The organism is Natronomonas sp. (assembly GCF_028274965.1).
Classification (GTDB): domain Archaea; phylum Halobacteriota; class Halobacteria; order Halobacteriales; family Haloarculaceae; genus Natronomonas.
Genome location: NZ_JAQCNO010000004.1, coordinates 19,166 through 41,514, shown reverse-complemented (window position 1 = coordinate 41,514; position 22,349 = coordinate 19,166). Strand labels below are relative to the sequence as shown.

General features: G+C 68.1%; 23 protein-coding genes. 13 read left to right on the top strand and 10 right to left on the bottom strand.

The window, feature by feature from the left end:
* Positions 1–100 precede the first annotated feature (100 nt).
* On the top strand, positions 101–523 hold the full coding sequence (ribH, locus tag Q0916_RS00715; RefSeq protein ID WP_299232959.1) for a 6,7-dimethyl-8-ribityllumazine synthase: 423 nt from the start codon (positions 101–103) through the stop codon (positions 521–523).
* Positions 520–1,674, top strand: a complete 1,155-nt coding sequence (locus tag Q0916_RS00710) for a pyridoxal phosphate-dependent aminotransferase (RefSeq protein ID WP_299232957.1) — start codon at positions 520–522, stop codon at positions 1,672–1,674. The genes ribH and Q0916_RS00710 overlap by 4 nt, the downstream gene beginning before the upstream one ends.
* Positions 1,675–1,737: 63 nt before the next feature.
* Here the strand turns inward: Q0916_RS00710 and Q0916_RS00705 are convergent, their stop codons facing one another.
* On the bottom strand, positions 1,738–2,163 hold the full coding sequence (locus tag Q0916_RS00705) for a hypothetical protein (protein WP_299232955.1): 426 nt from the start codon (positions 2,161–2,163) through the stop codon (positions 1,738–1,740).
* Between the two features lie 57 nt (positions 2,164–2,220).
* A complete protein-coding gene (locus tag Q0916_RS00700) occupies positions 2,221–2,988 on the bottom strand; it encodes a DUF2797 domain-containing protein (protein WP_299232953.1) in 768 nt (255 codons plus the stop codon).
* Between the two features lie 117 nt (positions 2,989–3,105).
* On the opposite strand from Q0916_RS00700, the gene Q0916_RS00695 reads away from it, so the two are divergent.
* Both Q0916_RS00695 and Q0916_RS00690 read left to right on the top strand, forming a co-directional pair.
* Complete coding sequence (locus Q0916_RS00695) at positions 3,106–3,432, top strand: BsuPI-related putative proteinase inhibitor (protein WP_299232951.1); 327 nt, start codon at positions 3,106–3,108, stop codon at positions 3,430–3,432.
* A gap of 62 nt (positions 3,433–3,494) precedes the next feature.
* Entirely contained in the window at positions 3,495–4,037 is a 543-nt protein-coding gene (locus Q0916_RS00690; RefSeq protein ID WP_299232949.1) for a tRNA (cytidine(56)-2'-O)-methyltransferase, read from the top strand.
* Positions 4,038–4,052: 15 nt separating this feature from the next.
* Here Q0916_RS00690 and asd read toward each other — a convergent pair whose 3' ends face one another.
* Positions 4,053–5,087, bottom strand: a complete 1,035-nt coding sequence (asd, locus tag Q0916_RS00685) for an aspartate-semialdehyde dehydrogenase (RefSeq protein WP_299232947.1) — start codon at positions 5,085–5,087, stop codon at positions 4,053–4,055.
* A gap of 205 nt (positions 5,088–5,292) precedes the next feature.
* Positions 5,293–5,487, bottom strand: coding sequence for a 30S ribosomal protein S17e (locus Q0916_RS00680; RefSeq protein ID WP_299232945.1), 195 nt, complete (start codon positions 5,485–5,487; stop codon positions 5,293–5,295).
* A gap of 125 nt (positions 5,488–5,612) precedes the next feature.
* On the opposite strand from Q0916_RS00680, the gene Q0916_RS00675 reads away from it, so the two are divergent.
* The 3 genes from Q0916_RS00675 to Q0916_RS00665 all read left to right on the top strand — a co-directional run bounded on the left by Q0916_RS00675 (position 5,613) and on the right by Q0916_RS00665 (position 8,974).
* Positions 5,613–6,365: an SDR family NAD(P)-dependent oxidoreductase gene (locus tag Q0916_RS00675; protein WP_299232943.1), complete on the top strand. Its 753-nt coding sequence runs from the start codon at positions 5,613–5,615 to the stop codon at positions 6,363–6,365.
* Positions 6,366–6,514: 149 nt separating this feature from the next.
* Positions 6,515–7,918: a twin-arginine translocation signal domain-containing protein gene (locus Q0916_RS00670; protein ID WP_299232941.1), complete on the top strand. Its 1,404-nt coding sequence runs from the start codon at positions 6,515–6,517 to the stop codon at positions 7,916–7,918.
* 138 nt (positions 7,919–8,056) lie between these two features.
* On the top strand, positions 8,057–8,974 hold the full coding sequence (locus Q0916_RS00665; protein WP_299232939.1) for an ABC transporter permease: 918 nt from the start codon (positions 8,057–8,059) through the stop codon (positions 8,972–8,974).
* A gap of 98 nt (positions 8,975–9,072) precedes the next feature.
* Here the strand turns inward: Q0916_RS00665 and Q0916_RS00660 are convergent, their stop codons facing one another.
* Complete coding sequence (locus tag Q0916_RS00660; RefSeq protein ID WP_299232936.1) at positions 9,073–10,827, bottom strand: TCP-1/cpn60 chaperonin family protein; 1,755 nt, start codon at positions 10,825–10,827, stop codon at positions 9,073–9,075.
* 157 nt (positions 10,828–10,984) lie between these two features.
* Here Q0916_RS00660 and Q0916_RS00655 point away from each other — a divergent pair, with 157 nt between their 5' ends.
* From Q0916_RS00655 to Q0916_RS00645, 3 genes are all read left to right on the top strand, one after another.
* Positions 10,985–11,815: an ABC transporter permease gene (locus Q0916_RS00655; RefSeq protein ID WP_299232934.1), complete on the top strand. Its 831-nt coding sequence runs from the start codon at positions 10,985–10,987 to the stop codon at positions 11,813–11,815.
* 77 nt (positions 11,816–11,892) lie between these two features.
* The gene (locus Q0916_RS00650) at positions 11,893–12,876 is read left to right on the top strand and encodes an asparaginase (protein WP_299232931.1); all 984 of its coding nucleotides are present in this window, start codon (positions 11,893–11,895) and stop codon (positions 12,874–12,876) included.
* Between the two features lie 79 nt (positions 12,877–12,955).
* On the top strand, positions 12,956–13,729 hold the full coding sequence (locus tag Q0916_RS00645) for an SDR family NAD(P)-dependent oxidoreductase (RefSeq protein WP_299232928.1): 774 nt from the start codon (positions 12,956–12,958) through the stop codon (positions 13,727–13,729).
* Positions 13,730–13,768: 39 nt separating this feature from the next.
* Here Q0916_RS00645 and Q0916_RS00640 read toward each other — a convergent pair whose 3' ends face one another.
* The 5 genes from Q0916_RS00640 to Q0916_RS00620 all read right to left on the bottom strand — a co-directional run bounded on the left by Q0916_RS00640 (position 13,769) and on the right by Q0916_RS00620 (position 18,709).
* On the bottom strand, positions 13,769–14,968 hold the full coding sequence (locus tag Q0916_RS00640) for an ABC transporter ATP-binding protein (RefSeq protein ID WP_299232925.1): 1,200 nt from the start codon (positions 14,966–14,968) through the stop codon (positions 13,769–13,771).
* 2 nt (positions 14,969–14,970) lie between these two features.
* Complete coding sequence (locus Q0916_RS00635) at positions 14,971–16,089, bottom strand: ABC transporter ATP-binding protein (RefSeq protein ID WP_299232922.1); 1,119 nt, start codon at positions 16,087–16,089, stop codon at positions 14,971–14,973.
* 104 nt (positions 16,090–16,193) lie between these two features.
* Positions 16,194–16,625 carry a universal stress protein gene (locus Q0916_RS00630; protein WP_299232919.1) on the bottom strand — a complete coding sequence of 144 codons (432 nt, stop codon included), beginning with the start codon at positions 16,623–16,625 and terminating at the stop codon, positions 16,194–16,196.
* A 65-nt stretch (positions 16,626–16,690) separates the two neighbouring features.
* Entirely contained in the window at positions 16,691–17,326 is a 636-nt protein-coding gene (locus Q0916_RS00625) for an isochorismatase family protein (RefSeq protein WP_299232916.1), read from the bottom strand.
* Between the two features lie 3 nt (positions 17,327–17,329).
* The gene (locus Q0916_RS00620) at positions 17,330–18,709 is read right to left on the bottom strand and encodes a dihydroorotase (RefSeq protein ID WP_299232911.1); all 1,380 of its coding nucleotides are present in this window, start codon (positions 18,707–18,709) and stop codon (positions 17,330–17,332) included.
* Between the two features lie 191 nt (positions 18,710–18,900).
* Here Q0916_RS00620 and Q0916_RS00615 point away from each other — a divergent pair, with 191 nt between their 5' ends.
* Genes Q0916_RS00615 through Q0916_RS00605 form a run of 3 tightly spaced genes read left to right on the top strand, consistent with a single transcriptional unit; the run spans position 18,901 to position 22,282 of the window.
* A complete protein-coding gene (locus tag Q0916_RS00615; protein ID WP_299232909.1) occupies positions 18,901–19,482 on the top strand; it encodes a MaoC family dehydratase in 582 nt (193 codons plus the stop codon).
* A complete protein-coding gene (locus Q0916_RS00610) occupies positions 19,479–20,939 on the top strand; it encodes an acetyl-CoA hydrolase/transferase C-terminal domain-containing protein (RefSeq protein ID WP_299232906.1) in 1,461 nt (486 codons plus the stop codon). Before Q0916_RS00615 ends, Q0916_RS00610 begins: the two co-directional genes overlap by 4 nt.
* Positions 20,936–22,282, top strand: a complete 1,347-nt coding sequence (locus Q0916_RS00605) for an MmgE/PrpD family protein (protein WP_299232903.1) — start codon at positions 20,936–20,938, stop codon at positions 22,280–22,282. Before Q0916_RS00610 ends, Q0916_RS00605 begins: the two co-directional genes overlap by 4 nt.
* Positions 22,283–22,349 lie beyond the last annotated feature (67 nt).

Genomic DNA, 22,349 nt, shown 5'->3' with positions numbered 1-22,349 from the left:
GGCGTTATCGACGCCGCGTCGGGCGCGGTCGGGCCGTTCGGCGTTCGGGGAGACGGGCGGTACCGGCAGGTCTTTTAGGAGCCGAAACCCACCACAACGCATGGTAGCGCTCGGACTGGTGGTCGCGCAGTTCAACAAAGAGCGGCCGGTGACCCACGAGATGGAGACCCGGGCTCGGGAGGCGGTGGCCGGGGCCGGCGCCGACGCCGAGATCGTCGAGACGCTCGAAGTCCCGGGATCCTACGACGCGCCGCTCGCGGCCGACCGCCTCGCCCGGCGCGACGACGTCGACGCGGTTGCGGCCCTCGGAGCCATCGTCACCGGCGACACCGAACACGACCGCGTGATCGCCGACGCGGCGGCACAGGGGCTCACCGACGTCTCCCTGCGGCGCGATACGCCCGTGACCCTCGGCATCACCGGGCCGGGGATGAGCCACGCGGAGGCCGAAGAGCGGATCGAGAAGGGCGCGAGCGCCGTCCGAAGCGCTATTGCACTCGCCGAGGAACTCGAACAATCATGACACGACAACTTGACTTTGCGGACCGCGTCGAACGGGTCGAACCGAGCGCCACGCTCGCGATCAGCAACCTCGCCTCGGAACTGGAGGCCGACGGCGTCGACGTCGTCGATCTCTCCGTCGGGGAGCCGGACTTCCCGACCCCGGAGAACGTCGTCGAGGCCGGCAAGGCCGCCCTCGACGCCGGCCACACCGGCTACACGCCCTCGAACGGGATCCCGGAGCTGAAACGCGCGATCGTCGAGAAACTCGAGGGCGACGGCCTCGGGTACACGACCGACGAGATCATCGTCACCCCGGGCGGCAAGCAGGCGCTCTACGAGACGTTTCAGGCGCTGATCGACGACGGGGACGAGGTCGTCCTCCTCGATCCGGCCTGGGTCAGCTACGAGGCGATGGCGAAACTGGCCGGCGGGAGCCTCTCGCGGGTCGATCTCTCCGGGTCGGACTTCCAGCTTGAACCGGCGCTCGGCGAGCTCGCCGCGGCGGTCTCGGACGACACCGAGCTGCTCGTCGTCAACTCGCCGTCGAACCCCTCGGGCGCCGTCTTCACCGACGCCGCGCTGAAGCGGGTCCGCGACATCGCCGTCGAGCACGACGTGACGGTGCTCTCCGATGAGATCTACGACGCGGTCACCTACGGCGTCGAACAGACCTCGCTCGGCGCGCTCGAGGGGATGGGCGATCGGACGGTCACCATCAACGGCTTCTCGAAGGCGTACTCGATGACCGGGTGGCGGCTCGGCTACGTCGCCGCGCCCGAACCGCTGATCGAACAGGCCGGGAAGCTCCACTCCCATTCGGTCTCCTGTGCGGCGAACTTCGTCCAGCACGCCGGCGTCGAGGCGCTGCGGAACACCGACGAGGCCGTCGCCGAGATGCGCAACGCCTTCGAAAAGCGCCGGGATATGCTCGTGGACCTGTTCGCCGAGCACGGCACGGACGTTCCGGTCCCCGACGGCGCGTTCTACATGATGCTGCCCGTCGACGACGACGACCAAGCGTGGTGTGAGGGCGCGATCGAAGAGGCCCACGTCGCGACGGTCCCCGGGAGCGCCTTCGGAACGCCCGGCTACGCGCGGCTGTCGTACGCGGCGAGCGAAGAACGGCTCCGGGAGGGCGTCGACCGACTCGCCGAGGCCGGCTACCTCTGAGCGGTCCGAACAGGGGTTTTTTCAGCACTCGCCGGTGTAAAAAAGTTCGCCCGGAACGGGGCCTTACTCCTCTAAGGCGTCAGCGATCCGCTCGATCTCGCGGCGGATGTCGTGCAGTTCGTCGCGGACCTTCCGGACCTCTCGGACGACCTCCTCGTTGTCGCTGCTGTCGCCCTCGGCGGGCGGGCCGCCGCCCATGCCCGGCGGGCCGCCGCCCATACCGCCCATGCCACCCGGGCCGCCGCCACCGCCGCCGCCCATCATACCGCCCATCATCTGCGCGAAGGGGCTGCCGCCCATGCCGCCCGGGCCGCCACCGCCGCCCATCATCTCTTCCATCTTCTCCTCGCGGCTCATCCCCTCGCCGTCGCCGTCGCCCTCGCCCTCACCGCCTTCGGCGCGCTGTTGTCTGATCTCCTCGACGCGCTCGCGGAAGGACTTCTCGTCGCCGTCCTCGGCCTCGTCGTCCGGTGTCTCTTCGTCCGTCATGCACCCTTCTTTTGGCTTCCGACGGAAAAGTTCACAGGTTCTGCGCCCCGGGGCGACTCAGCCGAACGAGCCCAGACTCGACTGGAGGCGTCCGGAGTACGCGCCGCTGGTCAGTTCGTGGCCGACGAGCGAACGCATGTCCACGGCGATGGCCTGCCCGCTGCGTTCGAGGACCAACACGCGGCCTTTCGTGCCGCGGACGGTGCCGGCGGCGAACGTCTCCTCGACCGGTGCGGCCTCGAGGCCGAGCCCGTACTCGAAGGGGCCGGCCGGTTCGGCGTCGAACTCCGACAGCAGCCGCCGCCAGGCGTCCTCGTCGACGGACCGCCCCATCCCCTCGATCTTCCGTGCGACCCGGACGGAGTCGGGGATCGGCGTCGCGCTCGCGATCTCGGCCTCGATCTCGCGCGCGATGCGCCCGTTTGCGACCCGGCGGACGATCGCCCCCCGGTCGGCCCCCTGTTCGCGCAGGCGGACCGTCGGGTCCGCCCGCTTCGTCACGCCGACTTTGAACGTCGCCGGCGCGAACGCCGCGAGGTAGATCGCGTGTTCGTCGTAGCAGTCCATCTCGCGTTTCAGGCACGTCCCGGTGCAGCGCGCGCAGATCCACGTCCGGTCGTGGTCCTCGCAGTACGGGGCGGCCGGGCGCTCGCACTCGCGGTGTTCGTCGCCGTCGACCGTCCCGGCACACCGGCGATCGCCGAGCGCGTAGGCCAACTCCCGGCCGGCTCTCAGGGGGATCCGCTCGACGGTGCCCTCCCGGGCGACCGAGAGCGCCGGCTCGGCCGACGCTTTGACGCCCGTGTCGTAGCCGACGACCTGCACACGACGGCGTAGTGCCCCGGTCGGCTTAGGGGTTACTACCGGGCGAGCGGGCGTCGAAACGGGGCGAGAGGCCCACAGCGGGCACAACTGTTTTGTTACGCAACGCCAAATGACGGTATGCTTGAAGCGGCGCTCGAGGTGACCGTCGGGGACGACGTCGAGTTTTCTTTCTCCGTCGTCAACGCCGGCGATACGCCCGTCGAACTCACCTTCCGGGACGCCTGTCGGGCCGACTTCGCGGTCTCGGACGACGCCGGGGAGCGCTGGCGGTACAGCGACGGGCGGGCGTTCGCACAGACGCTCTCGACGGCGGAGTTCCAACCCGGCGAAACGGCGACGTTCGAGGCGGGTTGGCCGGACCCCGAACCCGGCGGGTACACGGCCGAGGCGACCCTCCGCGTCAGCGAACGACGGGTGAGCGCGCGGACGCCGTTTTCGGTCTGAACACCGCCAGCCGGGTCGCCGCCGACCGTAACGCCCCTAACGCGGGGCGACGAAGCGAGCGCATGAACGACCGACCGGAACTCGCCGTCCTCCGTTTGGGTCACCGACCCGGGCGGGACAACCGGATGACGACGCACGTGGGGTTGACCGCGCGCGCGCTCGGCGCCGACCGGGTGATCATCGCCGGGGACGCCTCGGAGCCGAAAGCCACCATCGAGGACATCACCGCCCGGTTCGGCGGCCCCTTCGGGGTCGAACTGACGGACGACCACCGGCGGGTACTCCGGGAGTGGCCGGGGGTCGTCGTCCATCTGACGATGTACGGCCTTCCGGTGCAGGAACTCGAAGGCGAACTCAGAGCCGAGGGCCGCACGGCGCCGGTGCTCGTCGTCGTCGGCGCGGGGAAGGTCCCCTTCGACGTCTACGAGCGCGCCGATTACAACGTCGCCGTGACGAACCAGCCGCACTCGGAGGTGGCGGGGCTGGCCGTCTTCTTGGATCGGTTCTTCGGGGGGTCGGAACTCGACCGCGAGTGGCGAAACGCCACGCGGCGGGTCGTCCCGAAGGCGACCGGCAAGGAACTTGAGCCGATCGACCGCGAGTAGGCCGGCGGTCGCCGCTCAGATGTAGCCTTCCTCGAGCAGCAGTTCGCCGTTGAGCACGCTCGCGCCCGCGGCCCCCCGTATCGTGTTGTGAGCGAGGCAATTGAACTGGACGCCGTGGGTCGTCGTCTCGACGCCGCCGGCGGCGACGGCCATCCCGTCTCCGAGGTTCCGGTCCAGTCGGGGCTGGGGCCTGTCGGGGGCGTCGAACACCTCGATGAGCCGCTCGGGCGAGGAGTGGAGATCGACGCCGCGCGAGGACTCGAAGGCGTCGACGACCGCGTCGGCCGTCGGGTCCTCCGAGAGGTCCGCCCAGACGTTCTCGAGGTGGCCGTCGAGCGTGGGGACGCGGTTACACGAGGCGGACACGTCGGCGTCGTGAAGAGAGACCTCCGCGCCGTCGAAGGAGCCGAGCAGCTTCCGGGACTCGGTCTCCATTTTTGACGCCTCACCGCCGATGTGGGGGATGACGTTGTCGATGATCTCCATCGACGCGACGCCGGAGTACCCCGCCCCCGAGACGGCCTGAAGCGTCGAGACGTCGACCCGCTCGAGGCCGAACCGGGTGAGCGCAGCGAGGGTCGGCACCATCGTGATCGTCGAGCAGTTCGGGTTCTTGATAAGCGCGCCGTCCCACCCGCGCTCGTCGCGTTGGACCTCGATGAGCCCGAGGTGGTCGGCGTTGACCTCCGGGATCGTCAGCGGGATGTCGGCGTCCATCCGCCCGTTCGAGGAGTTCGAGGAGACGACGTAGCCGGCCTCGACGAACGCCGGTTCGACCGCCGCGCCGACGTCGGAGGGGAGCGACGAGAAGAGCAACTCGACGCCGTCGGGGACCGCCTCCGGATCGGTCTCGACGACGCTGATGTCCGCGACGTCGTCGGGGATCGGCGAGTCGATGCGCCACTTCGCCGCGTCGCTGTAGGGCCGACCCGCGCTCGACGGTGAGGCGGTGAGCGTCGTGACCTCGAACTCCGGGTGCGGTACGAGCAGTTGGACGAGTCGTTGCCCGACGGCACCGGTCGCGCCGAGGATACCCACGGTAGTAGACATTGACACCGATACGTCGAGACAATAAAAAACGGTTGTGGAAAACGACTGCCGTCGCGGGCGTCGTTACGGACGGATGTCGGGTTCGCCCGGAGCGAGGCCGACGGAGGCGAGTCCGAGGAGGCGGCATCGGCCGGAGCGATCGGATAGGAGGCCGCTGATGAAAAAACGGGGCTCGAGAGGACGCCCGGTGTCGGGCGGGCGCCGCCTACGCCGCCTCTTCGGGGACGCGCTGCTTGCTGGTGACGTATCCCGCGATCCGGTTGCGGACGCCCTTCGACTCGACGTTCGTCAGCTCCGTGACGACCTCTTTGTTGTGCTCGAAGTCGTCGCCGAAGGCGTCGGGATACCGTTCCATCAGCAGCGCGGCGGTCTTCTTGACGTAGGCGGGTTTGATAGCCATCGTTACCGTGTGATACCGCTGTAGCACTCAAAAAAGGTTCGAATCGGTCGGCGAGGGGTCCCCGGGGCGGTCGGGCCCACCGGCCCGTGGGAACATTTAGGGTCCTGTGTCGTTCCCGTAGGGGTATGTCACGGCTCGACGGAAAGGCGGCACTCGTCACGGGCGCAAGCAAGGGCATCGGGCGCGGTATCGCGATCGGCCTCGCCGAGGCCGGCGCGACGGTCGCGGTGAACTACCCCCCGACCGAGGGCGAGGCCGGGGCCAGGGAGGTCGTCGAGTCGATCGAGGCCGACGGCGGATCGGCGTTCGCTCTGGGGGCGGACGTGAGCGACGAGTCGGACGTCCGGGCGATGATCGAGGCGTTCGAATCGGCGGAGGGGGCGGTCGACGTCCTCGTCAACAACGCGGGGATCCTCACCCAGTCCGAACTCGCGGAGATGCCGGTCGAGATGTGGGACGAGACGATGGCGGTCGACCTCCGCGGCGTCTTCCTTGCGACCCGCTTCGCGCTGCCCGGGATGCTCGAACAGGGGTCGGGCAGCGTCATCAACGTCGCCTCTCAACTCGGGATCAAGGGCGCCGAGGAACTGGTCCACTACTCGGCCGCGAAGGGCGGCGTGATCGCGATGACCCGCGCGCTCGCCCGCGAGGTCTCGCCAGAGGTCAACGTCAACGCCATCGCGCCGGGACCGATCGAGACGTCGCTTCTCGACGACATCACCGAGGAGTGGCGCGAGCGCAAGGAGGCCGAACTGCCGATGGATCGCCTCGGATCGGTGTCGGACGTCGTCCCGACGGCCGTGTTCCTCGCGAGCGAGGAGAGCGACTACTACACCGGCCAGACGCTCTCGCCGGACGGCGGCGACGCGATGCACTGAGCGTCGGAGGTTCGCACTGAACGAACGTGGTCGAATCCCCGAACGACACCCGCGTTCGTTCGGATCGATCGGGGATCGGGTTCCGGATCGTCGCCGGAGTATTGCTCGGTAGGCAACTAATAAGTACCACGAGCGCAAGCGGGCATTGTATGGAGGAACCCAGCAGAAGAAACTTCGTAAAGTACGCCTCCGGTGCGGCCGCAGCGGCGATGCTCGCCGGATGTTCCGGGAACGGAAACGGAAACGGCGGTAACGGCGGCGGCAACGGCGGCGGTAACGGTGGCGGCAACGGCGGCGGCGACGGCGGCGACGGCGGCGACGCCGCCAGCCCCGTCGAGTGGATCGGCCCCGCCTGGGCGGCCCGCGAGACGCAGGGCGATCTCTTCGAGAGCGTGACCGGTCGGGAGATCAACATCACGACGGCGACGATCCCGACGACACAACAGCGCATCCTCGGCGGCGAGAACGAGACGATCGACGCCATCTCGGTCGACACCGCCGGCAGCGGCGCGATGACGATCGACAACGACGTCACGGAGCCGGTGCCGGTCGATGACCTCGAGAACTGGGACACGGACTCGATCACCGACGCGCTGCTCAACCCCGAGGAGCGCCTCAGCCACCTCGGCCAGCAGGCCGCCACGCTGACCGAACAACTGTGGGAGGACGACGAGCGGACGCAGCTCCGGTTCCCCCCGCACGTGTACAACTTCGACGCCATCGGGTACAACCCCGGCTTCGTCGACGACGTCTCGCTTTGGAGCGCGATGTTCGACGACCAGTACGAGGGCGAGACGATCATCGGCGAGACGGCGGCGATCACGATCCCGGAGGTCCTGATGCACCTCCTCGACACCGACCAGCTCGACGCCGAGGTCGGCGGGCTCAACAACCCGACGCAGGACCAGATGGACGCCGCGATCGACTTCCTCATCGAGGAGGCCGAGGCGGGGCAGTTCCGGTCGTCCTGGGAGGCCTACGGCTCGTCGGTCACGACGATGTCCAGCGAGGAGGCCGTCCTCGGGGACGTCTGGCAGCCCGCGGCGATGGACATCCGGCGGGACGGAACGCCGTGTACATACGCGACGATGTCCGACGGTATCCAGGGGTATCGGTTCTGGTACGGCGGCGTCGTCCCGACCAGCCCCGGCGCGTCGAGCCGGGGCAACCTCGAGGCCGTCAAAGACCTGATCGACGTCCACTACGGGGCGGCCTTCCCCGGGTTCATCCAGGGCTACGGCTACTCGGTGCCGCACTACGAGAACACGGAACTCGTCCGCGACGGCTCGGACGACACCGGCGAGGGCATGGGTCCGGAGTACTACGACTGGGCGTACAACGGCGAGGCGACCTACCAGGCCGTCGAGGAGCCGGCGCTGTTCGATCCCCAGGAGTACGAGTGGGCCGACGAGGAGGGCGAGCCCTCCTCGGACGGCGGCGTCCGCGACAGCGGCCCGATCGACGAACGGTTCGATCGGAGCGGGTTCTTCCAGATCTGGCCGGACGAAGCCGACTACATGACCGACCGCTGGCGGGACTTCCTCTCGGCGTAACCGCCGACCCCGCCGCGTCCCGCTTTCGGTTGACGCTCGTACAGTGATCCGACGGATCGCCGATCGATCCACACGTTTCGGCGCCGTCGTTCACCGGATCGGAAGGTATAAACCGAATCGCTAACATCTTACGCCCGAATGAGTACCGAAACCGAGTCGAACGAATCGAGCCCGACCGCCGGCTCCCGCTTTTCGGGGGAGAGTTGGTTCGGACTACAGGAAGCGCATCTGCTGTCGGTGCCGACCATCGTCTGGTTCCTGGTGTTCCTGATCGCTCCGCTGGGGGTCGTCGTCGTGTACAGCTTCATGAGCTACTCCAATTTCAACGTCGTCTTCGAGTTCACGCTCGATCCCTGGACCGAGGTCGTCTTCTCAGGGACCGTTCTGCAGGTCTTCGCGCGGACGCTCGTGGTCGCGCTGGCCGTGACGGTGATCACGCTGATCTTCGGGTACCCCCTCGCGTACTTCCTCCGGTTTTACACCGGCGAGATCACCGGGATCATCCTGCTTCTGTTCTTGGTTGTTCCCTTCTGGACATCGGGAACGATCCGGACACTGGGGTGGTTCCCGATCCTCGGCACGAACGGGGCGATCAACTATACGCTTTTGAGCCTCGGGCTCACCTCCTCGCCGGTCGAGTGGCTGCTGTTCTCGCCGTTCTCGCAGATCGTCGGCTACCTCCAGAACTTCATCGTGTTCATGGCGGCGCCGATCTACATCTCGCTGTCGCAGATCGACAAGGACCTGTTGGACGCCTCGAACACGCTCCGGGGCGGCCCCCTCGAGACGTTCAGAAACGTGACGCTCCCGTTGAGCGTCCCCGGGGTCGCGATCGGCTGTCTGTTCACGTTCGTGCTGTCGGTTGGTAACCTGACCATCCCGCAGTTCCTCAGCGGCGGTGAGCGGACCGTCAGCATGCTGATCAACGAGGAGGTCAGCCGGGGGCTTCAGTACCCGAACGCCTCGGCCATGTCGGTCGCGCTGTTGGTCGTCATCTTCGTGTTCGTCTTCGCGCTGCTCAGGTTCGTCGACATCACCGACATCGCACAGACCTAACGCCCGACGGACATCGATCGAAGGGGAGATCCGAGTCGGACGCGGCACTGATCGGTTTTGGTTTTCGTTTTAGAACGGACGTCCCGAATGTGGCGGCGCTACGTCTCCTCGGCCATCTCCATCTGTTTTTTCTTCCGATCCGGGTAGATCGACTCCTCGGGATCGACGGGGTCCTCGGAGAACTCCGCGTCCAGGGCGTCGTCGATCCGCAACACGAGCGACGCGACCTGGACGGCCTTCTGGTACGAGGTCCGGCGGCGATCCGTCGGGTCGAGGACGCCCGCCTCGAGGGCGTCGCCGACCGCGCCCGCCGGGAGGACGAACCCCGCGGCGTCGCCCCACGTCTCGGCGCCGGCGCGGACGTCTGCGGTCACGCCGAGCGGGTCCGCGCCGGCGTTTTTCGCCAGCGCATGGACGATCGTTTCGGCCGCGTCGGCGAACGCCTCGACGGCGAGTTGCGACCGGCTGTCGAAAGAGGGCGCCGCGTCGCGCACCTCGCGGGCGATCGCGGCGTCGATAGCGCCGCCGCCGGGGACGAACCCGGCCCGCCGGTCGGCCTCGCCGCGGGCGATGGCGACGGCGGCCGCGGCCTTCCGCAGCTGTCGACTCGCCTCCTCACCGATCTCGCCGACGGACCCCGAGAGGTGGACGGTGACCGAATCGGGGTCGGGACAGTCCTCGAAGACGACGATGTTGCGGTGCTTCCGGCGGTGCTGGCGGCGCTGGATCCGGCGCTGTTCGACGCGCCCGGCCGTTCCGGCGTGTTCGGCCCGGATATCCCCGGAGTCGTTGACGATCGTCGCGCCGGTCGCCCTGGCGAGTTGCCGGAGCTTCAGGCGGTTGACGCCTCTGATGCCGGCGATCCCGCGCTCGGAGAGCAACTCCAGAAACTCGTTGGAGATCCCGAGCCGCGTGGCGACGACGTCGATGTCGGCCTCGACGATCGAGGCGACGATCTCGTCGCGCCGGGAGCCGTAGAGCTCGTCGAAGGCCTCGATGTCGGCGGGGGACTCGACGTCGAGCGTCGCGTCGACGCCCAACTGCGGGTCCCGGAGGCCGCCGCTTCGGCCGTCGCTCGCGGTGTCGCGTTCGTACCCGCCCAAGACGAGCACCGACGCGTCGTCGATCGCCGTCGGCATGTGGTCTCTCGCGATCTCGTTGCGGTCGAGGATCGTCCCATAAACGAGCCGCGAGTCGTCAAGCGAGCCGTGTTTGATCCGCCGAACGGCGAGGGAGTACTGGTTCGGCATCCCGACCTGATCGACGGCCTCGACCGCGAGCCGCGCCCACGCGTCGCGGTTCCCGCCGACGTCGTTGCCGGTCATCGCCGTCCGGGCGATCGCCGTCTCGGGTTCCCGGTCGCGGTCGGCGTCGTCGGGGAGTTGCCGCGTGGCGTCCGTGAGGGTCTCGAGGGCGATCGAGAGGGCCTCGTCGTACCCCGAGACGACGTCCGTCGGGTGGAGGCCGCGCTCGATGAGCGTCACGGCCTCGTCCAACAGCGCCGCGGTCAGGAGGGTCGTCCCGACGACGCCGTCGGGGATGTCCTGTCCCTCGACGTCGGTCCGCCCGGGGCGTTCGGGACCGATCAGCCCCTCGACGAGCGGCGCGATGGGGTGTTCCAAGGGCATCTTCTCGAGTATCGTTCCCCCGTCGTTCGAGACGATGTAGTCGTCGATCGCGACCTGTTTCGGGTCGGGTTTCTCGGCGGTCGAGACCTCCGTCACGACCAGTTTGTCCATCGACACCGGGCCGTACGTCGTGGCCAACGCGCCGGCCAGCTGTCGGACCGCAACGACGTTCGCCTCCGGAAAGCTGATGTCGTCGCCGACATCGTCACCGCCCTGTAGCGACATACCGGCCGTTAGCCGACCGGCGCATATAACCGATTGGATACGGCCGCCCCGACGGCGCCCGGCCGTCCGTAACCGCCCGCGGGTGCAGTAATGTCCACCTCGGGTGTGCGATCGTCCATCACAACGTTTTATATTGTACCGTTATCTAAGAGTGCCAATGGCAACGCAGCAACGGACGGACAGGTCGTTCCTCTCGGGACTGACAGAGCGCGTCACGCTGAAGCGCGCGCTGGTCGTGTACTTCGGGATCGGCGCGCTGTACATCTACGCGCCGATCATCTCGCTCATCGTCTTTTCGTTCAACGAAGGCGGTATCACCGCCCCGTTCGCCGGGGTCACCTTCGAGGCGTACGCCGAACTGTTCAGCAACGAGGCCGTCAGGGAGTCGATCGTTCGCTCGCTGCAACTCGCGCTCGTCGTCACGGTCATCACCACGGTGCTCGGGACGGCCGCCGGCCTCGCGTACCGGTACGACTTTTGGGGCCAGCGCGGGCTGCTCTATCTCATCATCCTCGGCATCATCACGCCCGGCGTCACGTACGGGATCGGCTCCCGGCTGTTCTTGGCCGAACTCTTAGGCTTCTCCAGGGGGCTGTGGCTCGCGATCCCGGTCCACGTCGTCTGGACGCTGCCGTTCGCGGTGATCGTCATCCTCGCCGGGTTCCCGCCGAACCTCAAACAGAACGAGGAGGCGGCCCAGGTGATGGGCGCGAGCACGCTCACGACCTACAAGGAGGTCGTGCTCCCGCAGGTCCTCCCGACGGTCCTCGGGGCCGCCGTCTTCGCGTTCACCCTCTCGTACAACGAGGCCGAACGGGGCCTGCTGTTGGTCGGCCAGGAGACGACGATGCCGATTCAGGTGTTTTCGGCCGCCGCCTCCGACAGGCCCGAGCCGGAGCTGTTCGCGCTCGGAAGCGTCACGACGGTCTTTTCGACGCTGCTTCTCGTGATCGCCGGGCTGATCGTCCTCAGGGCCGTCCGGAAGTAATCGCCCGACCCCGCGGCCGTTGGGGTTGGGATTCGGTCCATCGCAAGGACTATTCGGGCCTGCGTCGCAGTTGCCCCATGACCGACACGATCAGAGTTCTCAGCACGGGCGGCACAATCGCGAGCACCGGCGGCGAGGCGGGCGCGTCGCCGAGCAAGCGCGGCGAGGAGCTCGTGGCGTCGGTTCCCGAGCTGGGGGACCACGCCGACCTCTCAGTCGAGGAGATCGCACAGATCCCCAGTTTCGACATGGGCTGGACGACGATAGACCAGGTCATCGAGGCCGCCGAGGCCGCCGGCGAGGAGGCCGACGGCGTGGTCGTCACGCACGGCACCGACACGATGGAGGAGTCGGCGTACGTGACCGACGTGACCTTCGACGGCGACGTTCCCGTCGTGTTCACCGGCGCACAGCGGCGGCCCGACGAGCCGAGCCCGGACGGCCCGTCGAATCTGCTCACGGCCGTCCGCGCGGCGGCGGACGACCGGTTCCAGTCGGCCGGCGCCGCCTACGTCGCGTTCGACGAGCGGGTGCACGCGGCCCGGGACGTCACGAAGGCGCACACGAGCGATCTCGGGACGTTTCGCTCCCCCGATAAGGGTCCCGTCGCGGCCCTGACCCGATCGGACGTGCGGATCTACCGCTCGCCGGGGAGTCGCTCGGTGGATCTCCCTCGGTCGGTCCCCGAGGCGACGGTCCGGGTGGTAAAGAGCGGCCTCGGCGTCGCCGGCGAGTCGCTCCGGGAGGCCGTCGACGCCGGGGCCGACGGGATCGTCCTCGAAGGGACGGGGCTTGGCAACGCGACCGCGGCGCTCGGCGATGCGGTCGCCGAGGCCATCGGTTCGGGCGTTCCCGTCGTCGTCACCTCTCGCTGTCAGGGCGGGGCGACGGCCCCGGTGTACGGGACGGGCGGGGGCGGCGAGACGCTGAGCCGACACGGCGCGGTCTTCGCCGACGACCTGCCGGCACACAAGGCGCGTCTCAAACTCGCGCTCGCGCTCGAGGCGGCGGGCGACGGGGACGGCGAGTCGGTCGCCGAGCGGTTCGGGTCCTACCGGTAGCGGCCGACCGTAGCCGACCGGGACCGACCGCGGCGGCGCCGGTAGCTATTTGATCTCGCCAGACGGACCGTCGAGCGGTATGTCAACCGAGCGCCTCGCCGGGCGGACGGCACTGGTGACCGGAGCGAGTTCGGGGATCGGCAACGCCATCGCGGCGGCCTTCGGCCGCGAGGGTGCGAACGTCGCGGTCGCGGACATTCGGCGGGAGCCGAAACTCGACGACGAGCGGTCTGTCTTCGATCGGCTCTCGGCGGTCGACGCGGAGAGTCACTTCGTCGAGACCGACGTCAGCGACGACGGCTCCGTCGAGGCCGCAATTGAGAGCACCGTCGACCGCTTCGGCGGTCTCGATGTCCTCGTCAACAACGCCGGGATCTACTACCAGAACCGGGCCCACGAGACGCCGACCGAGGAGTACGACGAGATCCTCGACGTCAACCTCCGGGGGGTGTTTCTGTCCAGCAAGGCCGCCGTCCCGGCGCTCAAACGGAGCGACAACGGGAAGATAATCAACCTCGCGTCGATCTACGGGCTCGTCGGCGGCGAGAACAGCGCCGCCTACTGCGCCTCGAAGGGCGGCGTAGCGAACCTGACGCGGCAGATGGCGTTGGACTACGCCGAGGACGAGATCAACATCAACGCCCTCGCACCGGGGATCATCAAGACCGCACAGAACGTCGAGTGGCGCGAGAACAACGAGGAGATACTCGAAGCGTGGCATCGGGACACGCCGTGGCCCCGCTTCGGCGAGCCGGACGACGTCGCCGACGCGGCGCTGTTCTTGGCGAGCGACGAGAGCGACTTCGTCACGGGAACGGTGCTGTCGGTCGACGGCGGCTGGACGGCGCGGTGAGACGCGACGAGAAAACCTCGGGCCGAACCGACGGGCCGGCTACTCCCCGAGGACGTCCTTTTCGAGGTCGATGTCCGGGAGGACGCTCGTCCGTTCGAGCATCGTCGCGTGCTCGGCGTCCCAGCCGATCGTCACCGTGTCCTCGTCGAAGGTCGCCTGCTCGGTCAGCTTCACCTGGAGTTCGGAGACGGCGCCGTCGGCCCCGTTTGCCTCCAACAGCAGTTGGGTCCCCGACCCCGGCTGGTTGATCACGTCCAGGATGTCGCACTCGAGGGTGTTCTCGGCCGCGTCGTCGATCCGGATGTACTGCGGGCGGACCGAAAAGGGGATCTGCTCGCCGACGACGTCCGCCGGGGCCGACTCCAGGTTGGCCGTCGACGCCTCGAAGCGCCCGAAGTTGGTGTCGATGCGGGCCCGCGAGCCGTCCTCGGAGATCTCGGCGACCTCGCCGCGGAAGATGTCCGAGTCGCCGACGAACGTTGCGACGAACGCCGTCGCGGGGGCGTTGTACACGTCGTAGCTGCTGCCGGACTGTTCGACCTTCCCGTCGTTCATCACGACGATCTGATCGGCCAGACGCATCGCCTGCGTCTGGTCGTGGGTCACGTAGACGAACGTCGTCTCGAACTCCCGGTGGATCCGGAGAAGCTCGCGCTCCATGCGTTTCTGGAGCTTGTAGTCCATGTCCCCGAGCGGCTCGTCGAGGAGCAGGAGCTTCGGTTCGAGGACGAGACTGCGGGCCAGGGCGACCCGCTGTTTCTGTCCGGCCGAGAGCTCCTCGGGGGAGCGCTCGAGCATGCCGTCGATCTGCATCGTCTCGGCGAGCTCCGAGACCTTGCGGTCGATCTCGTCGCCTGGCCGTTCGAGCCGTTCGAGCCCGTAGCGGATGTTCTCCTCGACGGTGAGATGCGGGAACAGCTGGAAGTCCTGAAACACCAGCCCGATGTCGCGTTTGTACGTCTCGGTGTTGGTGATGTCCACGCCGTCAAGGAGGACCTCGCCGTCCGTGATCGGGAACTTCCCGACGAGCGAGTGCAGCGTCGTCGACTTCCCGCAACCGGAGGGGCCGATCAGCACGCAGAAGTCCCCGTCGGCGATGCTGAAGCTGATGTCCTCGACCGCGACCGTCCCGTCCGGATAGACCTTCGTGAGGCCGTTCACGTTGAGGATGTCCTCGGTCGCCGGTGCGCCGGTCGGTTCGTCGGTCGGTTCGTCGATCGTCTGTGTCGTTTCAGCCATTGTTAGATCTCCAGTAGGTCGTCTATCTGTACGGTGTCGGTCACGCTCAGCTTCTCGAAGAACTGGGTGTCGGCCGCGTTCCAGCCGACCAGGACGGTCTCGGAATCGGGGAGGGTTCGCTGCCCGGGTTCGGTCGCGAGCAGCTGCCGGGAGAGCCCCGGGATCTCGACGGCCATCTCGGTCTCCTCGCCCATGTACGTGCTACCCGCCGGCGTCGCCTCGAAGGTGTTGTCCGCGTCGGCGGCGTCCTCGCCGATCGCGACGTTCTCCGGCCGGACGGTCGCGATGCCCGTCGCGTCGACGCCCGAGCCGTGCATCGGCGTTGCGAGCATCTCGCCGACGTCCGTATCGAGCCGGACGGCGTCGCCGGTCGTCCCGGTGACGGTGGTCTTGAAGGCGTTGCTGTCGCCGGCAAAGCGGGCGACGAACGCCGACGCCGGTTGGTGGTACACCTCCGACGGGGTGCCGATCTGCTCGACGCGGCCTCCGTTGAGGATCACCAGTTTGTCGGCCAGCTTCAGCGCCTGGTCCTGGTTGTGGGTCACGTAGACGAAGGCGCTCTCGAGGTCGGCGTGGATCCGCCGCATCTCGATCTCCATGCGCTTTTGAAGCTTGTAATCGAGGTCGGCCAGCGGGTCGTCGAGCAGCATGGTGTCACAGCGCCGAACGAGCTGTCTGGCGAGTTCGACGCGCTGTTGTTGTCCGCCGCTCAGTTCCGGCGGGGCGTCGTCTTTCGTGTGCGCGATCGCGAGCAACTCGAGCATCTCGTCGGTGCGGCGCTCGATCTCGTCGGCGTCGACGCCCTGCCGTTCGAGGCCGAAGGCGATGTTCTCGCCGACGCTTCTGTGCGGGAACAGCGTCTCCTCGAACTCCTGGAAGACGAAGCCGACGTCTCTGTCGGCGACCGAGAGCCGCGACGCGTTCTCGCCGTTGAGAAACACGTCGCCGCTATCGGGTGTCTCCAGGCCGACGATGCTTTTCAGGAGCATGCTCTTTCCGGAGCCGCTCGGGCCCATGATGACGCAGAACTCCCCCTCCTCGACCGTCAGGTCGACGTCCCGAAGGACGGTCTCGTTCCTGAAGGAGAGATCGAGTGAGTCAACTGTGATTGCCGCGGCCATTATGTGATGTGAACTGTCGTGGGGCTACATAGTTCTGTTTACTCGGCGGACCGATGGAATCCCGAACGAGCGTCGAACCGGCGCGTCTGGGATGATAAAACGTGCTATTCCATGCCGATCGTACACGGGACGTCAACCGAACGGAGCACGGACCCAGAGACGCTTCCAGTGACAGCCTTTGTGACGGGCGCCCGGCGGCGTCCTCCGAGGACGACATGGTCGATCCCGTCGGTCTCGACGCGGTCAGTAATCTCTGCCGCTGGATCGCCGGTTTCGCCGACGACATCCGGGCGGACACCGCGGTCAGCAAACTCCGACGCACACGCTTCAACGACCTCGTGTCGCCTGGCGACGTCATCGGGGTCGCTCGAATCATAATCCATTCGATCGAGGTACTCCTCGAACTCCTCGCGACCGTAGACGTGAATCAAGACCACGTCGGCGTCGAGAGCACCCGCCATCTCGGCGGCGTGTGATGCCAACGGTACCATTCTGTCCCTGTTATCTTCGACCGCAAAGAGGATCTTATCGATCATCGCGTGTCCCTATCGGGTAGGAGGGCCCAGTTCGTCTAAGTCTCACCGGTTCGCGGCGGCGGCGGCTACTGCGGGGGCGCCTCGAGGTACGTTAGGACCTCCTCGAGTGGCCGGACGTCGCCGTACTTCGAGTGGATGTCGAAGAGGTTCGCCTCGTGTGGCCCCTCGGCGCGGTCGCCGACGCCCTCCTCCGGGACGATCGGGCGGTAGCCGTGCGAACAGGCGTCGACGGCCGACGCCCTGATGCACCCGCTCGTCGTACAGCCGCTGACGACGACGGTGTCGACGTCCCACGCGGTCAGCATCGAGTCGAGTTCGGTCTCGTGGAACGCGCTCGCCTGCTTCTTATCGAGGCGGTAGTCGCCGTCGGCCCGCGGGAGTCTCTCGTCCAACTCGGCCCACTCGCCGCCGGCGGCGAGGACATCGAGCGTGGGGATCTTCTCGATCCAGATCCCCAGGTCCGCGCCCTCGGGGTGGTCGGTGACGATGCGCGTGAGGACGACCGGCACGTCGCCGGCGTGTGCGGCCTCGATCAGTCGGCCCGCGCGCTCGACGACGGCGGTCAGATCGCCGCCGAGGGCGCACTCGGGGTCGGTAAACCCCTTCTGGAGGTCGACGACGACCAGCGCGGGGCTGTCGCCGTAGCCGATCGCGTTGTCCATCCCGGCCCGCTCGTAGATCCGCTCTCTGTCGTCTGACATGGCTCACCACTCGGGGATGTCCCGCTCGACGAACTCGCCGTAGCCGGCGTCGCCGACGACCGCGCCGTCCTCGGCGACCACCTCACCGCGGACGAACGTCTTTGTCGGTCGGCCGGTGACCGAGCGGCCCTCGTAGATGCTGAACTCCGCATTGCCGACGTTGTCCTCGGCGGTGATCGTGTACTCCGCGTCGGGGTCGAACAGGACGATGTCGGCGTCGTTGCCGGGCTCGAGCGTCGCCTTCTCGGGCATGCCGAAGATGCGGGCGGGGTTGGCGCTCATGTGCTCGACCACGAAGGAGGGGTCGTGCCCGCGGCGGTTGACGGCCTCGTCGTAGAACACCGGCAGGCTCGCCTGGAGGGCGTTCGCCCCGAAGGCGCTGTCCCACCAGTTGTCGACGTTCTTCTGATCGAGGCGGTACGCGCAGTGATCCGTCGAGACCACGTCCAGTACGCCCGAGCCGAGCTGTTCGAACATCGCTTCGACGTCGTCTTCCGCGCGGATCGGCGGCGCGATCATCGGCTTGTTGCCCATCTCCGCGTAGATCGAGTCGTCAAGCGTCGTGTAGTGGGTGCAGGTCTCGGCCCTGACGAGGCCCTCGCCGTACTCCTCTTGGAACTGTTCGAGGACGTCCGCGGACTTCCGGCAGCTGGTGTGGATGCCGTAGTACTTCATGCCGGCCTCGGTCGCCATCCGCACGGCGTCCTCGGCGGCCATCGCCTCCGCGTAGTCCGGGCGGGACTTCGGGTACCACTCGGGGTCGCCTTTCCCCTCGGCCTGGAACTGCTCGGTCAGGGCGTCACAGACCGATCCGTCCTCGGTGTGAAACACCCCGACGGCGTCGTTCGCGGCGATCTCCTGCATCACCGTGTTCATGAAGCCGTTGCCGAGCCCGATCTCGTAGGCGGTGAACATCTTAAAGGAGGTGACGCCGGCGTCGATGACGTCGGGGATCTCCTCGAGGACGGCGTCGTCCTCCCGCGTGATCGCGCCGTGAAGCGAGAAGTCGACGAGCGCGTCCTCGCCCTTCTCGATCTTCCGTTCGACGCCCTCGAGGAGCGTTCCCTCGCCGTCGAAGATGCTCAACTCGCCCTCCCAGGCCTGCCAGGCGAAATCGACGTAGGTCGTCGTGCCGCCGACCGCGGCTGCGCTCGTCGCGGTCTCGTAGGTGTCCTCGGAGAACATGTCGTCGATGTGGACGTGGACGTCGACGGCCCCCGGCATTACGAGGTGTCCGGACGCGTCGACGCGCTCCTCGGCGTCCGGAAGCGACCCCTCGTCGGCCACCGCGGCGATCTCGCCGTCGTCGATGGCGAGTCCGGCCTCGAACTGCCCGTGTTCGGTAACGATAGTTCCTCCCTCGATGACCGTGTCGACTGTCATACGTACGGCGGTCTCCGCAGACGGTATTAAAGATTCCTCCGGGAACGCGGGGCCCTCGCGGTCCCTCTCCGAGCGCCGACGTCCTCGGGAGACCGTCCGCCGGGGAGTCGGCGCTTGCATCGGTGTTTATGGTTGCGCGCGAAACAGCCTTCGACGGAGCGTTCAGCGACGGTCCACCCCAAAACCCAGAGATGACAGACACGAACGAGGACGCGGACACCGGAGCACAGCGCCCGAGGCGGCTCGCGGAGGGCTGGCACGGGCGGTACTTCGAGGACTTCACCGTCGGGGACGTGTACAAACACCCGTTCGGACGGACGGTGACCGAGACGGACAACGTCTGGTTCACCAACCTGACGATGAACGCGAACCCGATGCATTTCAACGAGGCCTACGCCGCCGGCACGGAGTTCGGCGAGCGCCTCGTCGACGGCACCTACGTGATCGCGCTGGCCGTCGGGATGAGCGTCATCGACGTCTCGGTCAACGCGACGGCGAACCTCGGGTACGACGACATCAGACACCACGCGCCGGTCTTCCACGGCGATACCCTCTTCGCCGAGAGCGAGGTGCTCGACACGCGCGAGAGCGACTCGAGGGACCACGTCGGCATCGTCACGACGGAACTGCGGGCGTACAACGAGTCGGACGAGCTCGTGCTCTCCTTGGAGCGGACGCCGATGGTGCTGAAACGCGAGTACGCCGAGCCGAGCGCGGCACAGCCGCCGGGATGGCCGGAGGGAGTCGGCACGCAGCCGGCTGATCTCGAGTGACGACGACGCCCGAGTCCCGGATCGCGGGGCGGGTGCCGGAGCTCTCCGCGACCGAGGCGGCCGAGTGCGTTCCGACCGACGGGACGGTCCTGACGAGCGGGTTCGGCCGGGTCGGCTACCCGAAGGCAGTCCCGACCGCCATCGCCGAGAGCGACCGCTCATATGGGCTCACCGTCGTCAGCGGGGGCAGCGTCGGCGAGGAGATCGACACCGCCCTCGTCGAGAGCAACAGCGTCGATCGCCGGTTCCCATACCAGGCGACGGCGGCCGCGCGGGCGGCGGCGAACGACAACCGGATCGCGTTTCACGACCGCCACATCGCGGGGCTCGCCGACGAGGTGCAGTTCCGCCACCTCGCCGATCCCGACGTGGCCCTGATCGAGGCCGTCGCGGTCGGCGAGGACTGGCTGATCCCCTCGACGTCGATCGGGCAGACGCCGGCGTACGTCGAGGCCGCCGAGGAGTTGATCGTCGAACTCAACCGGGCACAGCCGCGCTCGCTCGCCGCGTTCCACGACGTGTACCGCCCGGCGCCCCCGCCGCGACGGGGGCCGGTCCCGCTGACGGCGCCCTGCGAGCGGATCGGCGACCCTCGGATCCGCTTCGGTTCGGAGACGCTGCTCGGCGTGGTCGAGACCGAACAGCCCGACTCGCCGTACGAGTTCCGCGATCCGACCGGGACGGACGAGGCGATCGCGGCGAACCTCGGCGCGTTTCTCGAAGAGGAGATCGAGCGCAACCCCGCGCTGGCGTCGGCCGTGCGCGTCCAGTTCGGCGTCGGGAGCCTCGGCAACGCGCTTGCGGGCGCGCTGTCCGACGTGTCCTTCGGCGACCGGACCGTCACGTACTACGGGGAGGTGTTTCAGGACGGCCTGTTGGATCTCGTCGAGGACGGCGACATAGCGGGCGCGAGCGCGACGTCGCTCGCGCTCAGCAGGGACGGCCAAGACCGGCTGTTCGAGGACGTCGAGCGGTACGCGGAGGACGTCGTTCTCCGGCCGGCTGACATCTCGAACCGCGCCGAACTCGTCTCGCGGTTCGGCGTCGTCTCGATAAACAGCGCCCTGGAGGTCGACGTGTACGGGCACGCGAACTCGACGCACGTCGGGGGCTCGCGGCTGTTGAACGGCGTCGGCGGAAGCGGCGACTTCGTTCGGAACGGGCTCGTGTCGATCGTTGCGCTCCCCGCGACGGCCGTCGAGGGATCGGTCTCAACGATCGTCCCGTCGGTCCCGCACGTCGATCACACCGAACACGACATCGACGTCGTGATCACCGACCACGGGGTCGCAGACCTCCGGGGGCGGTCGCCGATGGAGCGAGCGAACGCGATCATCGGGTCCTGTGCCGCGCCGAAGACGCGCGAGGCCCTCGAGGCGTACCTCGAGTCGGCCGGCTCGTCGGGCGGGCACATCCACCACGATCCCGAGGCGGCGGCGGGGTGGGAGTGGCGATGACGCGACCCGATGCCGACGCCGAACTCGCCGCGTTCGTCGAGGAGCTCTCGTTCGAGGAGGTGCCCGAAGCGGCCGTCAGGACCGCCGAGCGCGCGATCGTCGACACGGTCGGTGTCACGCTCGCCGGCGCCGAGGAGGGGGCCGGCGACGTGGCCGGTCGCGTCGCCGCGACGCTCGGCGCCGGCGGCCCGGCGTCGCTCTTCGGGGACCGTGGAACGGCGTCGGTGACCGATGCCGCCTTCGCGAACGCGACCGCCGGCCACGCGCTCGATTACGACGACGTCGCGTGGGGGGTCTGGCACCCGAGCGTCCCGATCGTCGCCCCCGCGCTCGCGCTCGCCGAACGCGAGGGCCTGTCGGGCCGCGACGTGATCGCCGCGTACGTCGCCGGCTACGAGACGCAGGTGTATCTGGCCGAGGCGCTGTTGCCCGCACACTACGAACGCGGCTGGCACGCGACGGCGACGTTCGGCGCCTTCGGGGCGACGGCGACGGCCGCGAGCCTGCTCGGGGTGGACGCCGCGCAGGCGAGACACGCGTTCAACGTCGCCGCGTCGACGCCCGCCGGGCTGAAGCGGAACTTCGGAACGATGACGAAGCCGATGCACGCCGGACAGGCGGCGCGGTCGGGGACGACCGCCGCGCTTCTCGCCGAACAGGGCTTTACCGCGGCGGCGGGGTCGGTCGACGGCGAGGGCGGGTTCTGTGACCTCTACGGCGGCGGCCAAGCGCCGTCGGTCGGGGCGCGACACCGCCTCGGCGAGCGGTGGGCGCTCCTCAAGGACGGCGTACAGATCAAGAAGTACCCGTGCTGTTACTTCACGCACCCGGCGATCGCGGCCGTGCGGGCGATCGTCGAGGCCGAATCGCTCGCCACGGAGGCGATCGCCTCGATCACCGTCGTCGGATCACAGGGCGCGGCCGACGCGTTGCACTACGACGATCCGACCACGGGGCTCGAAGCGAAGTTCTCGATGGAGTACACCGTCGCCTGCGGGGCGGTTCGCGATCGGGTCGGGCTGGCCGCCTTCGACGACGAGGCCGTCGACGACCCAGCGGTGCAGGCGCTCCGAGAGCGCGTCTCCTTCGAGATCGACGCCGACAGCGAGTACGACCCCTACGAGACGACGGTGCGGGTCCGAACCGAGGACGGCCGGACGTTCGAGCGGGTACAACAGGAGCCGCCGGGAACGCCGCAAAACCCCCTCAGCGACGAGGAACTCGAGGCGAAGTTCCTCGGGTGCGCCCGGCGGGCCGGCACCGAAAACGGAGAGGAACTGTACGGACTGCTGAACGACATCCGAGAACTCGGCGACGTCGGGGAGGTCTTCGATGCGGTCTGAGACCGCCCTAGCGCGGACCGCCGCCCCGACCGCGAGAACCGCGGGCGGAGCCGACAGCCGACGCCGA